This window comes from Acinetobacter sp. ABJ_C5_2 (assembly GCF_044538485.1).
Lineage (GTDB): Bacteria > Pseudomonadota > Gammaproteobacteria > Pseudomonadales > Moraxellaceae > Acinetobacter > Acinetobacter nosocomialis_A.
The window spans coordinates 363,511-377,163 of sequence record NZ_JBIUCS010000002.1; the positions used below are offsets into that span (position 1 = coordinate 363,511).

Annotated in this window: 13 protein-coding genes; 7 read left to right on the forward strand and 6 right to left on the reverse strand. The window is 38.0% G+C overall.

Annotated features, from left to right (window positions below; genetic code table 11):
* The first annotated feature begins 102 nt into the window (after positions 1-102).
* Together fadB and fadA are read left to right on the forward strand one after the other, a co-directional pair.
* Positions 103-2,256: a fatty acid oxidation complex subunit alpha FadB gene (gene fadB / locus ACH8JV_RS04375; RefSeq protein ID WP_396519902.1), complete on the forward strand. Its 2,154-nt coding sequence runs from the start codon at positions 103-105 to the stop codon at positions 2,254-2,256.
* Positions 2,257-2,268: 12 nt separating this feature from the next.
* Positions 2,269-3,441, forward strand: a complete 1,173-nt coding sequence (fadA, locus tag ACH8JV_RS04380) for an acetyl-CoA C-acyltransferase FadA (protein WP_019456791.1) — start codon at positions 2,269-2,271, stop codon at positions 3,439-3,441.
* A 47-nt stretch (positions 3,442-3,488) separates the two neighbouring features.
* Here fadA and ACH8JV_RS04385 read toward each other — a convergent pair whose 3' ends face one another.
* Positions 3,489-3,980, reverse strand: coding sequence for a hypothetical protein (locus tag ACH8JV_RS04385; protein WP_396519904.1), 492 nt, complete (start codon positions 3,978-3,980; stop codon positions 3,489-3,491).
* 286 nt (positions 3,981-4,266) lie between these two features.
* Between ACH8JV_RS04385 and ACH8JV_RS04390 the strand changes: the two genes are divergently transcribed.
* Positions 4,267-4,983, forward strand: coding sequence for a hypothetical protein (locus ACH8JV_RS04390; RefSeq protein WP_348900972.1), 717 nt, complete (start codon positions 4,267-4,269; stop codon positions 4,981-4,983).
* Positions 4,984-5,053: 70 nt separating this feature from the next.
* Here the strand turns inward: ACH8JV_RS04390 and ACH8JV_RS04395 are convergent, their stop codons facing one another.
* On the reverse strand, positions 5,054-5,698 hold the full coding sequence (locus ACH8JV_RS04395) for an RBBP9/YdeN family alpha/beta hydrolase (RefSeq protein ID WP_396519907.1): 645 nt from the start codon (positions 5,696-5,698) through the stop codon (positions 5,054-5,056).
* 71 nt (positions 5,699-5,769) lie between these two features.
* Between ACH8JV_RS04395 and ACH8JV_RS04400 the strand changes: the two genes are divergently transcribed.
* Positions 5,770-6,135 (forward strand): MerR family transcriptional regulator, encoded by a 366-nt coding sequence (locus tag ACH8JV_RS04400; RefSeq protein ID WP_396519909.1) that lies wholly within the window; start codon positions 5,770-5,772, stop codon positions 6,133-6,135.
* Between the two features lie 21 nt (positions 6,136-6,156).
* On the opposite strand, the gene ACH8JV_RS04405 is transcribed toward ACH8JV_RS04400, so the two are convergent.
* The gene (locus tag ACH8JV_RS04405; protein WP_396519911.1) at positions 6,157-6,915 is read right to left on the reverse strand and encodes a hypothetical protein; all 759 of its coding nucleotides are present in this window, start codon (positions 6,913-6,915) and stop codon (positions 6,157-6,159) included.
* 177 nt (positions 6,916-7,092) lie between these two features.
* Between ACH8JV_RS04405 and ACH8JV_RS04410 the strand changes: the two genes are divergently transcribed.
* From ACH8JV_RS04410 to ACH8JV_RS04420, 3 genes are all read left to right on the forward strand, one after another.
* A complete protein-coding gene (locus ACH8JV_RS04410; protein ID WP_263612779.1) occupies positions 7,093-7,803 on the forward strand; it encodes a DsbA family oxidoreductase in 711 nt (236 codons plus the stop codon).
* A gap of 352 nt (positions 7,804-8,155) precedes the next feature.
* Positions 8,156-9,295, forward strand: coding sequence for a hypothetical protein (locus ACH8JV_RS04415; protein WP_396480253.1), 1,140 nt, complete (start codon positions 8,156-8,158; stop codon positions 9,293-9,295).
* Between the two features lie 122 nt (positions 9,296-9,417).
* On the forward strand, positions 9,418-10,320 hold the full coding sequence (locus ACH8JV_RS04420; protein ID WP_396519913.1) for a selenocysteine synthase: 903 nt from the start codon (positions 9,418-9,420) through the stop codon (positions 10,318-10,320).
* A gap of 85 nt (positions 10,321-10,405) precedes the next feature.
* Here ACH8JV_RS04420 and htpG read toward each other — a convergent pair whose 3' ends face one another.
* From htpG to ACH8JV_RS04435, 3 genes are all read right to left on the reverse strand, one after another.
* Positions 10,406-12,325, reverse strand: a complete 1,920-nt coding sequence (gene htpG, locus ACH8JV_RS04425) for a molecular chaperone HtpG (RefSeq protein ID WP_004710874.1) — start codon at positions 12,323-12,325, stop codon at positions 10,406-10,408.
* A gap of 102 nt (positions 12,326-12,427) precedes the next feature.
* On the reverse strand, positions 12,428-12,781 hold the full coding sequence (locus tag ACH8JV_RS04430) for a lysozyme inhibitor LprI family protein (RefSeq protein ID WP_396519915.1): 354 nt from the start codon (positions 12,779-12,781) through the stop codon (positions 12,428-12,430).
* 183 nt (positions 12,782-12,964) lie between these two features.
* Positions 12,965-13,546 (reverse strand): OmpW family outer membrane protein, encoded by a 582-nt coding sequence (locus ACH8JV_RS04435; RefSeq protein WP_263612774.1) that lies wholly within the window; start codon positions 13,544-13,546, stop codon positions 12,965-12,967.
* Positions 13,547-13,653 lie beyond the last annotated feature (107 nt).

Genomic DNA, 13,653 nt, shown 5'->3' on the forward strand with positions numbered 1-13,653 from the left:
ATATAGTTATCGTAAGATTAGCGAAGCATAAATGTGTACCGGAGCTGTACACACGCTTCATAACATCAACTTAGAAATCCTCCAAAACTAAGGAGATCAGGCATGATCCACGCTGGCAATGCCATTACCGTCCAAATGCTTGCGGACGGAATTGCAGAATTCCGCTTTGACTTACAAGGTGAGTCGGTCAATAAATTTAACCGTGCAACAATTGAAGATTTCAAAGCTGCTATCGCAGCAGTAAAAGCCACTAACGATATTAAAGGCTTAGTCGTAACTTCTGGCAAATCTACATTTATTGTTGGGGCAGATATTACCGAATTTGGCGAAAACTTCGCCCAAGGCGAAAAAGCGATTGTTGACTGGCTTATGCCTGTTCACGAAATCTTCAATAGCTTTGAAGATTTAGACCTTCCAAAAGTTGCTGCTATTAATGGCATGGCTTTAGGTGGTGGTTTTGAAATGTGTTTAGTGTGTGACTATCGCGTGATGTCAGAAGCTGCACAAGTGGGCTTACCAGAAATCAAACTCGGTATTTACCCTGGTTTCGGTGGTAGTGTTCGTTTAAGCCGAGTTATTGGTATCGATAACGCGGTTGAATGGATGGCAATGGCTGCTCCTAAAAAACCAGCTGCTGCGCTTAAAGATGGTGCTGTAGATGCGGTTGTAGCTGCTGATAAATTACTTGATGCTGCAACTGACTTGGTTAAACAAGCAATTTCTGGTCGTTTAAACTGGAAAGCAAAACGCCAAGAAAAACTTGATGCTGTAAAATTGAACCCGCTTGAACAAATGATGGCGTTCAACACAGCAAAAGGCGCTGTACTTGCTAAAGCAAACCCAGCTCAATACCCTGCTCCAAAATTATTACTTGATTCATTACAAGCTGGTGCAAGCCTTGCACGTGATGAAGCATTAAAAGTTGAAGCTGAAGGCTTTGCTAAAGCAGCAATTACTCCACAAGCTGGTGCATTGATTGGTTTATTCATCAATGACCAAGTTGTGAAAAAAGCATCTAAACAACATGAAAAAGGTGCTCACCCTGTAAATCAAGCGGCTGTACTTGGCGCTGGTATTATGGGTGGCGGTATTGCTTACCAAGCGGCAAGCAAAGGCACACCAATTATCATGAAGGATATTGGTAACCCGCAACTTGCACTAGGTATGTCAGAAGCAAACAGCTTGTTAACTAAACAAGTTGAGCGCAAGAAAATGAAACCTGCGCAAATGGGGGAAACACTTGCTCGTATCCGTCCTACTTTAAGCTACGATGAGTTTAAAGAAGTTGATATCGTGATCGAAGCGGTAACTGAAAATCCAAAAGTTAAAGAAATCGTACTTGCAGAAACTGAGAAAAATGTTCGTGAAAATACGATCATTGCTTCTAACACTTCTACAATTTCAATTACACGTTTGGCAAAAGCATTACAACGTCCTGAAAACTTCGTTGGTATGCACTTCTTCAACCCAGTTCACATGATGCCGCTTGTAGAAGTTATTCGTGGTGAAAAAACTTCTGAAGAAGCAATTGCAACAACAGTCGTTCTTGCTCAAAAAATGGGTAAAACACCAATCGTTGTAAATGACTGCCCAGGGTTCTTGGTTAACCGTGTATTGTTCCCTTACTTCGGTGCATTTGACCTTCTTGTAAAAGACGGCGCAGATTTCCAGCAAATTGACAATGTAATGTCTAAGTTTGGTTGGCCAATGGGTCCTGCTTACCTCATCGACGTTGTTGGTATTGATACAGGTGTGCATGGTGCAGAAGTCATGGCGGAAGGTTTCCCTGACCGTATGAAGCCAGACTACAAAGGTGCAATCCAAGCAATGTATGAAGCGAAGCGTCTTGGTCAAAAAAATGACGTAGGTTTCTACAAATACGAACTCGACAAGAAAGGCAAGAAAGCAAAAACTGTTGATCCAACAGCGTATGAAGTGATTGCTCCGTTCGTAACTGGCGAAAAACGCGAATTTGATAACCAAGAAATCATTGACCGTATGATGCTTGCTTTCTGTAACGAAACAGTTCGTTGCTTAGAAGACAAGATTGTAGCAACTGCATCTGAAGCAGACATGGCGATGATTATGGGTGTAGGTTTCCCTCCATTCCGTGGTGGTCCATGCCGTTACATCGACCAAACAGGTGTTGCTGAATACGTTGCACTTTGCAACAAATATGCACACTTAGGTAAGGCTTATGAAGCGCCGCAAATGTTGCGCGACATGGCTGCTAACAACAAAAAATTCTACGGTTAAGGAGCGACGTGAATGGCTACTTTAAATCCACGTGACGTTGTGATTGTTGATGGCGTTCGTTCTGCCATGGGCAAATCTAAAAACGGTATGTTCCGTAATGTACGTGCCGACAGTTTATCTGCTGAACTTGTACGTGCGCTCGTTGCCCGTAACCAGTTTGATGTAAATGAAGTTGAAGATCTGATTTGGGGCTGTGTAAACCAGACTCTAGAACAAGGTATGAACATTGGTCGTAACATCGGTTTATTGGCTGACTTGCCTAAAACTGTTGCTGGTCAAACAGTGAACCGTCTTTGTGGTTCGTCTATGCAGGCAATCCACACTGCGGCAGCACAAATTGCAACTAACCAAGGTGATATTTTCATTATTGGTGGTGTAGAGCACATGGGCCATGTAGGGATGATGCACGGCATCGACTTAAACCCAGAAGCTTCTAAACACTATGCGAAAGCATCTAACATGATGGGCTTAACTGCTGAAATGTTAGGTCGCATGAACGGCATTACGCGTGAAGAACAAGATGCGTTTGGTGTTGAATCTCATCGCCGTGCTTGGGCTGCAACTCAAGAAGGTCGTTTCAAAAATGAAATCGTTGGTGTTGAAGGCCACGATGCAAATGGCTTTAAAATCCTTTGTGACATTGACGAAGTTATTCGCCCAGATGCGAACCTTGAAGCGTTCAAAGCATTAAAACCTGTATTTGACCCTAAAGGTGGTTCAGTAACAGCAGCAACTTCTTCTGCTCTTTCTGACGGTGCTTCTGCAATGTTACTTATGTCTGCTGAACGTGCTCAAGCATTAGGTTTAAAACCACGTGCTGTAATTCGCTCTATGGCAGTCGCAGGCTGTGACGCAGCAATCATGGGTTATGGTCCAGTTCCAGCAACTCAAAAAGCGCTTAAACGTGCTGGTTTAACGATGGCCGATATTCAAACTATCGAATTAAACGAAGCATTTGCTGCTCAAGGCTTATCAGTAATGAAAGGCTTAGGCGTTTATGACAAGCAAGACATCATTAACTTAAATGGTGGTGCGATTGCTTTGGGTCACCCACTAGGCTGTTCTGGTGCACGTATCACCACTACGTTGTTAAACGTAATGGAACAACAAGATACTCAAATTGGTCTTGCGACTATGTGTATTGGCCTTGGTCAAGGTATTGCAACGATTATCGAACGTGTTTAATTAACACCTAGATAGAAAAATCCCCGCTCAATGCGGGGATTTTTATTTTATCGGCCTTTTAAACCGTCTTGAATTTGCTGTTGTAAATTTATAATGTCATTAAGATTTACTTTCATCGTACCATCACGATAAGCATCAACATTACTTCGGTTAATGTTCAGCGGCTTTAACATTTCAAAAAGACCATTGGTTGGGTCAGAAGACTGGATCCCACCCGCTACGGCTAGAATATATTCTCGTAAAAATGGAGAAAGTTGTGAGAGATCAGGCTGCGCCATAACGGGCTGATAATCTATGGTCGTCATCCCTTCTGGGACTAAAGCATTCTGTATATCATTATGTATTTTATATTCATGGTGTTGTAGTGCTTGGCGTACCTTCTTATCTTCTTGAAACGGCACAAAGCCCACCTCATCACGTAGCTCAGATTCAGCCATAACGCGAATAGTGGGTAAAGTCGTTACTTCTTCTGCCTGAACAGTTGGTAAACCCATAAAAGCAAATGCAGCGATTAAAGCTGATTGTTTTAGAAAGTTCATAACTAGCTCCAAAAAATCAGTCATCCTATTTCAATCAAAAGATGAAGATTCAAATAAAGGTCTCTATAAATAGGCTACAACAAACTGTATCTGGATTCAGTAAGGCTCAGATAAACGGTTAAATGGTAAATAACATTAGATTTTTAAAATCATTAAAAAGAAGTCTATAAAAGATTTTAGAAATAAATCTGAATATGGCTAAGTCATATCGTATTGTCAGATTTAAATATTACGATTTTTTGTCTATAGTCAGCCTCTTATAAATCCATTGAATTCAACAGAAATAATGAACTTTAAAATATTAAATCAGAATATTCTTATAAGCTGTTTACTAGTCAGTCTCTTTCTCACTGGTTGTGCGCGTAATCGGATTATTGGTGAAAACACGCGAGAGCTATTTACAAAACATGACTCAGGATATGAATGGATCACTTTAATTGAAGATGATGTAATTGCATTTGGTAAACCATCAGTATCGCTCCCTAATGAGCCAGAAGACAGTATTGTCATCGCCGGGAAAAAATATAGTTATGTTATTAGTGAAGGCGGTAATGATTTCGTTCAACTAATTAGTCAATTAAATCCACAATATATTCAAATCAGTAATGAGCTAGATTTTAATGCTCCAGCTTCGAATAGTAACCGTTTTTACGGACATATTAGATTTTCTTACACCCCACCTAATAGGAAATTGAACGAGAAAGAAGCAGCTTTATTTAAAAAATATGGTGTAGTTCCATGTGACTATGAAAAGACATTAGAACTACATAAATTTGAGTTAAATCTTAAAGGAACTGTTTATCCTCCTGTAAACAATCTTAAAACAATAACCCCTTTATCTAAGCCATATCACGTTAGAATCCAATATCTTCACGATAAAAGCGGAAAAGTGCCCTTATCAACTAAAGAGAAGCTAGCAAGTTTACCACTGCTTCCGTTTACCTTAACTTTCGATATTATCGCTTTACCTGCGAAAGTTATGGGTATCATTTACCAGCCTTAATAGATTACGAATAAAAATTACAAACTTTCAGTAAAGATAAAAAATCCCCACTCAATGCGGGGATTTTTTATTAATCATTTAACATTTTTTTTAAAGAATCGACTAATTGTGGAAATGACGTATAACCTTCCCGACCTAAAAAATGTCCGCCATTAGGAACAGTAATGTACGGTGCATCAATATCCTTAGCCAATTGAATCGTCAGTTTTGGTGGAACTAAATCATCATTATCAGACAAATACACCAGCTTTTTGTTTATACCCTTAAAGTAATTGGTGTCGACTTTGCTCTTTGTTATATAAGCTGTGAGGGGTGAAGAATCTGCAATTGGTCCAGAGAATCCAGATACTAAAATCATTCCTCCAATATGTTGATAACCATGTCTTTGCAAAAAGTGCAGTAAGGTAATGACACCCAAACTATGTGCCACAAAATAAGTATTTTCATTAACCTCTGGTATCTGTTCATCTAAAACCTTCTGCCAAGCATCTACATTGGGATGCTCAGAATCTGGAAATGGTATTAAAGTAACAGAGGTATTTTCTTCTTCTATTTGATGTTTTAGGTCCAAGAACCAGTGATCATGTATAGAAGCCGAATAACCGTGAAGTACAAATATTTGACGCATGTTCTTCTCCTGATGTTCCAGTGTTTTGGCATTTGCAACAAATGACATCCATCCGAATAACACCAATAAAATGAGTTTTCTGATCATTGAACAAGTACCATTTTGAAAGATAAAAACATGCTAAACTATGACACCACTGTTAAGGTCAAGCCTATTTTATGAACCTCGCTAAAGTCGCCGAGCTTACAAAAGTCAGTCCGCGTATGCTGCGTTATTATGAAAGTTTAGGCCTAATACAACCGCACCGCGCAAGCAATAACTATCGAAGTTATACCCAAAAAGATGTTGAAAATATTAGGAAAATTAAAATATTAAATGATGCAGGTATGACTCTAAAAGACATTCAGGTGTTATTACCATGTTTTGATTTAGATGAAAGGGTATTTACGCTCTGCCCTATTGTTCAAGAAAAGCTACAAACAGAACTGATGCATGTCTCTGAGCAGTTAAACAAACTACAAACTTCTCAAAGTTTATTACAATCTTTCTTGATAAAAGGCAAAGCTGAGAGCACCAATACATAGTAGTTGATGCTCATACTGCAATTATTCTTCTAGCTCATTTTCTAAAGCAGCCACGTTCTTTTTCTTAATACTTTCAATTTTTGCATTAAGCTTTAAAACATGCTGGTAAAGCTCGTTAAATTTTTTAACTTGAGCATTTTCATGAAAAAGAATCATATGATCTTTCTTTTGCCACGAATAATTTTTTAGAAGTTTAAACATTTCCTCTGCGTCATCTAAAATTTGTAGCTCAATCACAAAAATTGCATGATCCTGATCAGCCTTTTGCTGAGTTCCCAATTTCATTTCAAGTAGTTGTCTCGTATCTGCATCAACAGATAATTCCTGAATTTTAGCGAGAAAAGTCTTATGAATTGATTCATATTCAGATTGATATTTATCTGAAGCTTTTCGAACATCCGCCAACATCTTTTCTGTTTCAGCATATTTTTGTTTTTTATCAAGGTCCAAACGGTCAACATTTAAAAAAGTATCCCACTTTGCAGCTTTTAGTTCTCTTAAATATTCATTGCGGGCATTTACGTTTTGAACCCAATAACTTAAAAGAAACTCTGAGACTTGCTTATAGTGTCCTGCAAGCCGTTTATCATGAATATCGAGTTGTACAGGTTTAGACCAATCTTGAGCTTGCTCATAAAGTTCACTCATTTTTTCATTCATCACGACATCGAACATTTCGCTACTGTCTTTAGCTTGTTGCTGTTTGATATGTTGATAGGAAAAAAAGACAATACCTGCAATCACCACCAGACCTGCAATTGCAATCAAAATTCGGCGCATACACACCTCCTATTTCCATTCTTATAGTTTTGCTCTTTATAGTTATAAAATAGAGCTCTTACTTCTTTATATGTCATTTATTTCATAATACGCAACACTCTATTCGCTATTCAATGCTTTAAATCCTTGCACATCATCCCTATTATGATGGGTAATTAAAATTTATGAGATTCTCCCATGCGTGTTGATGTCTGGTCTGATGTAGTTTGTCCTTTCTGTTACATCGGCAAAAAACGCCTTGAACATGTCGCGGCTGAAGCTGGTATTGAACTTGATATTCATTGGCATAGTTTCGAATTAGATCCGAATGCGCCAGCAACACATGACACTTCAAATACTGAGCGTTTAGCGAAAAAATATGGCCGTACCTATGAAGAGATGGAAGAAATGGAGCGCAACATTGCGGCCATGGCTGCCTCTGAAGGTATCGACTTCCAATGGCAAAAAGCCAACTCAGGCAATAGCTTTAACGCTCACCGTATTATTCACCTTGCCCAAAGTAAAGGTTTAGGTAATCAAGCAAAAGAAGCCTTTTTCCATGCTTATATGACTGAAGGTTTAGCGATTGGTGAACGTGAAGTCGTAGAGGAAATTGCTTCTCGTATTGGCCTTGATAATGCCGAAGTTGAATATGTACTCGATACGAATGAATTGGCTGACTTCGTTCGTCATGACGAGAAAATTGCGCACGAGCAGCTCAATGTAACTGGCGTACCATTCTTTGTATTTGATCAAAGAATTGCGCTTGCAGGTGCACAGCCTCGTGAAGTGTTTTTACAAGTGTTAGAACAAGCACAGCTCAAAGCAAATGCTGAAGAAATCGAGCAAGATGACGCAGCTGTTTGTAATGATGAAACATGTGATATTCCACAAGATAAACAGTCTTAATTGTAAAGTGTGAACAAATCGTATGTTTTATCACCGTTTTAGCAATAGAGCGTTCTAAAAAAAGAACTATTCAATTGTTTAAAATGTGTTTATGATTGTGGCTTAGAATATTCGCGCTGTAATGTTCTGTTTTTTATGTGTTTAATGATCGGAATTTGAAGTTTCCTTGATCTAAAACCCCCCTAGTTTGGGGGATTTTTTTTGCTTAAAAATTCTCGCTAATAGCTTAAACTTTTTAACTTATTTCAAATATGTAAGAAAAGTTAAATTTACTTAACTTTTGTGTCGTCCTCTTGATTTTATTAGAAAAATCAACAAAAGTGACAATAACAACAAAACATAAAAGATAGATATGAAAACATTTCACGTTATTACGTATCGGCAGCTTTTCGCACTTGTAACTTTAGGATTTGGTTCAGTATGCATGGCTCATGCAGAAGTAAACTCTTCTTCAACTCAGCAAGTCAAAGGTTCGTCATCTGGAGTACAAACCGAAGAAAATAAAGATGAAAATCTTTTAGATCAAATCCCAAGGTGGATTGATGCCACCCCAACGATTTTTCCGGAACAGTCCAATCAACCTATTGTTCCACCCACCGAGCAAACCGAAGATCAGACTTGGTTTGACCGTAAGCAAAAGAAAATTCGAAATTGGGCTGATCATACATCTGAAAAAATTGATAACTGGTTTGGTGAAGTCGACCCTCAAAAACCAGCTACCGCAACCATCCGTGTAATGGTTGATAACTATTGGAATGAGTACGATAACTTTGAAATCAAACCCAGAATACGAGGGAAGATTAAACTCCCTACGCTAGAGAAACGCTTAAGCGTGGTGTTTGGTGATGACTCTTTAGATAACGAATTTAATAATAGTCCAGCCAATATTAACCAAAACCCAAATCAGGATTCAAATAAGAAACTTGATACTAAACGAACACGAGATGACAACAGTTCAATCGCATTACGTTGGTCAAATTTCTCTAAAAAACTGCCGTTTGAAACAGATGCCGACCTAGGTATCCGTTCTGGAGACGACGTGTATGTTCGCTTAAAAGCATCGAGAAATTGGCAACTCCGTAATGACTTTAAGTTTTATGCTGAAGAGATTTATCGCTATGGCATTCATAGTGAAAATTATTTACGTACTAACCTAGAGCTTACCCATGCTCGTCCAAATCAACCGATCTTATCGAACCAGTTCAGCTTAACGTATGCCGATGATCAAGATGATGATTTAACATGGGAAAACCGAGTTTTCCGCGAACATAGTTTCTTTGCAAACAACCGTTTTAACTATGGTATTTATACAGGTGGCTATTACAACGACAACGATTTACGCTTAAACAGTTGGGGTCCATTTGTATCATGGCGTCAGCCACTCTTTCGTGAATGGTTCTTTGTACAAGGCGACGTCAATTACTTTAATGACCACCGTGAAGACCGTAACCATTTTGTCAGCACATTCTTACGTTTAGAAGCACTGTTCTAATTGTTACAGATCACCTTGGAGGCTGTCTCCAAGGTGGTGAAAAATAAAATACTTTTAAATAAAAATTTAAGCTTTTTCCCTTACAATACTGAGCTAACTTTTGATTCCTGATTTTCAGAAAAATGAATCAATGCTCTTCTTTTTCATTCGAATATAAATCTAAAGCCTTACTTTGTATTTATAGTTTAGGTATGCTGGTTTTAATTCCTCATACGCAACTTTTCTCTACTTCTTTCAAACATCAACGCTCTACAAGACGATCTCTACATTCGTCCATCCTATTCATAAAAAGTAACAGTCACACTCTCTCTTTTTCACCTTCACCCTGTGAAGCAGAAACAAATAATGATTCAGATGCCGCACTTATTCAGGATCTGATGGCGGTGTTTGGAAATGATACGTTATGGAGCCGTGCAACTCAGCCCAAGCACCCTTATAAAACCTTAGGTAAGAAAAAGAAGAAAGCTTCAACACCTCATATTTCAGTTAGTAATCCACTTACCGCAGGCTGGGATACGATTTCAACATGGATGCCTTTCGAAAATAATCTTGATTTAGGCTCAAATTCAGACAGTGATGTTTACGTACAATTTCTTGCGAAGAAAAAATGGAATTTAAGACATAACATAAGCATAGATACCGAACAGGTCTTTCGTTACGGTTCAACCAGCCGAAACTATACTGAAACAACGCTCAACTTAACGCAGAAAATGCAAGACAACACCCTGTTCGCTAACAAATTTAATGTGAATAAGAGCGAAAATGAAGAATACAACTGGGGCAATTGGACTTTTCAACAATTTGAGTTTGTAAAAGATAATAGTCTGACTTACGGTATTTATAGTGGTGGCGTATATACCAAAAATGACATGCGGGTAAATAGTTGGGGACCCTATCTTTCATGGCGTCAGCCTATATGGCGAGATTGGATTTTTATGCAAAATGATCTTAATTTTTTTAATCATATTGATGATGATCCTAAGCATCAATTGAGTGTACAAATGAATCTGGAAGCTAATTTTTAACCAAAAATCATTAAGTTGTGGATAACTCTTTCTTTATCCACAAAAAAGCCCCTGACAGTTCAGAGGCTTTTTTTATATCGAAAAATTATTTCAACAATAGGCTATTAATACGCTTCACATAAGCTGCCGGGTCTTCTGGTAAACCACCTTCTGCAATCACAGCCTGATCAAAAATCACGTTTGCCAAGTCATCAAATTGTTCTGAACCTTCAAGTTTTTTCACCAAAGGATGCTCAGGGTTAATTTCTAAAATTGGCTTGATTTCAGGTACAGCTTGCCCAGCTTGTTTCAGCATACGAATAAGTTGTGGTGATAATTCACCTTCACTTGTTACTAAACACGCAGGAGAATCGACCAAACGGGTTGTTACACGTACTTCTTTAGTTTTAGCCTTCAACGAGTCACTTAATTTCTCAACCACAGGCTTAAATTGTTCAGCTGCTTGCTCAAGTGCCTTTTTCTCTTCTGCATCTTGCAAATCACCTAAATCAACAGCGCCTTTAGATACATTCTTTAATGGCGTACCGTCAAACTCATGAACAAAGTTCATTGCCCACTCATCAACACGCTCTGCCATTAATAATACTTCAATGCCTTTTTTCTTAAACAACTCTAGCTGTGGAGAGTTTTTAGCAGCAGCTAAGCTGTCAGCAGTAACGTAATAAATGGCTTTTTGGCCTTCTTTCATGCGCGCCTTATAGTCTGCAAAAGAAGTTACCACTTCATCATTTGTTGAAGTTGCATAACGTAATAATTTTAAAATACGCTCGCGATTACCGAAGTCTTCACCCAAGCCTTCTTTAAGCACTGAACCAAACTCAGTGTAGAACGTCTTGAATTTTTCTTGGTCTTTTTCATCTTCTGATTTAGCCAAGCCGTCAAGCAAAGTGAGTACACGGCGTGCGTTACCTTCACGAATTGTCTTAACGTCACGGCTTTCTTGCAACAACTCACGGCTCACATTAAGCGGTAAATCGGCGCTGTCCACGACACCTTGTACAAAGCGTAAGTAGTTTGGAATTAAATTATCCGCATCATCCATAATGAATACGCGTTTTACATACAGCTTAATACCTGCTTTTGCTTCACGTGTAAAAATGTCATGAGGAGCTTTACTTGGAATATAAAGTAACTGGGTATATTCCGTACTACCTTCTACACGGTTATGAGCCCAAGCCAGTGGCGCTTCAAAGTCATGCGTTAAGTTTTTATAAAACTCAACATATTGCTCTTCAGTCACTTCACTTTTGTTACGTGTCCATAAAGCACTTGCAGAGTTAATCGCTTCCCATTCGTCAGTTTTGACCATTTGGCCACCTTTAGGTTCTTCACCTTCAGCGACTTCCTCTTCTTGCCAAACTTCTTTTTGCATTTCAATTGGCAAACTAATATGGTCAGAATATTTATTAACGATCTGCTTAACTTTATAAGATTCTAAATAATCAAGCGCGTCATCACGCAAGTGAAGAATAATATCAGTACCACGTGAAGCTTTATCAATTTGCTGAACTTCAAACTCGCCTGTACCGCCACTGATCCAACGCACCCCTTCAGAAGCATCTAAACCTGCACGGCGTGATTCCACCGTAATTTTATCGGCAACAATAAAACCTGAGTAGAAACCAACACCAAACTGACCAATCAACTGAGCATCTGCTTTCTGGTCACCCGTCAATTTTGACATGAAGTCTTTAGTACCTGATTTTGCAATGGTACCTAAGTTATCAATTGCTTCTTGTTGGCTTAAACCAATACCGTTATCAGAAATCGTTAACGTTTTATCTTCTTTATTTAAGCTGATTCGTACATGTAAGTCCGGATCATTTTCATAATATTCAGGATGATTAATTCCTTCAAAACGCAACTTATCACATGCATCAGATGCATTCGAAATAAGCTCACGCAAGAAAATTTCAGGGTTCGAATAGAGAGAATGCGTCACTAAATGTAAAAGCTGGGCTACTTCTGCTTGGAAACTATAATTTTGTGATGCTTGTTCACTCATAAATCACTCCTTAAATTTTGAAGTTTGTTTGTTCTCGAATGCTTTATGAATGGAGTACTTCTAGAATTTTTCAATCCTGAATATTAAAAAATTTTTCTTTAACTAAAATGGACCGTGACTTAATACCCTATCTTGTAAGATAGAATCCAACTGTTGTTGTCTCTGTTGATAAGCTTTGGAAATACAACTTACATTAGCTGCGCAAGCATTTCTTTTTTTCAACCACTGCTGCTGCGTATCTTTTTGATTATCACGACCACCCATTGGCAAAGCATGTAAAACAATTTGATAAGTCGTTGCCATTTTGACATCTGCATCATTTAAAGAACGGTTTTTACAAATGCTTAATTCCGTCTTGGTTTTTGCTGCATCGCAAGAGAAACTAGCAGCCTGCACACTGTGAGTAAAAGCCATACCACTTAAAAGTGCTAGGCCTATGGCGAATTTTCTATTCATGAGGTTATTCCTTTAAAGATATATAAAAAATAGTTTAAAAATAAAGGTTGAAAGAATATGTAGAAAACTGTCTGTTTTATGCTTTTTTTAGTGAGAACAATAAAATAAAAAACCTCACATAAAATCTATGTGAGGTGCCTGAGTCTAGGTTTGTTATTATATTTTTTCTATTTATTATTATGCTTAAAATTTATAGCTATAACCTAAAGTGTAAACAAACGGGTTAATATCCAAGTCGAATTTAGCACCATTTGTTAAAGTAACTTCTGGGCTAATATCCGCATAGCGAACATCTACAAATACACCCCAATTTTTTGCATCAGCAGGTTGAAAGTTAAAACCAACTTGCCCAGCTACACCAAAATCTTCTTTTACTTTATCAGCAACACCTTGTTCATCCCAAGGAATAAATGCTGTCGCCCCGATACCAATATACGGTGTAAAACGAGTCGAGTTTTTAAAATGATATTTCGCGGTAATTGTCGGTGGTAATTGTTTAATACGCGCTACTTTCTGACCATCTAATAAAACATCATGATTAACCGGCGTTGCTAATAATAATTCTGCCGAAAAAGGAGATTCGCCAAAAAAGTATTCAACTGATGGTGTAAATGCATATTCATTATCAGCCTTTACCACACCTAAAGCAGTTGTTGTATCTTCAGATGGAGCAATAACACTACCACCAAATTTTACTTGCCAATTACCAGCAAAAGTAAATGAAGACATCCCCATTAATGCAATAACCAACGCTTTTTTGAACACTTTAATATCTCCAACCTTATTTATATTTATAATAAACATTTATTTTAAATTGATGCAACACCCATTATAAAATTATTTTTATATTTATTTTTAAATAACTGTTTTAA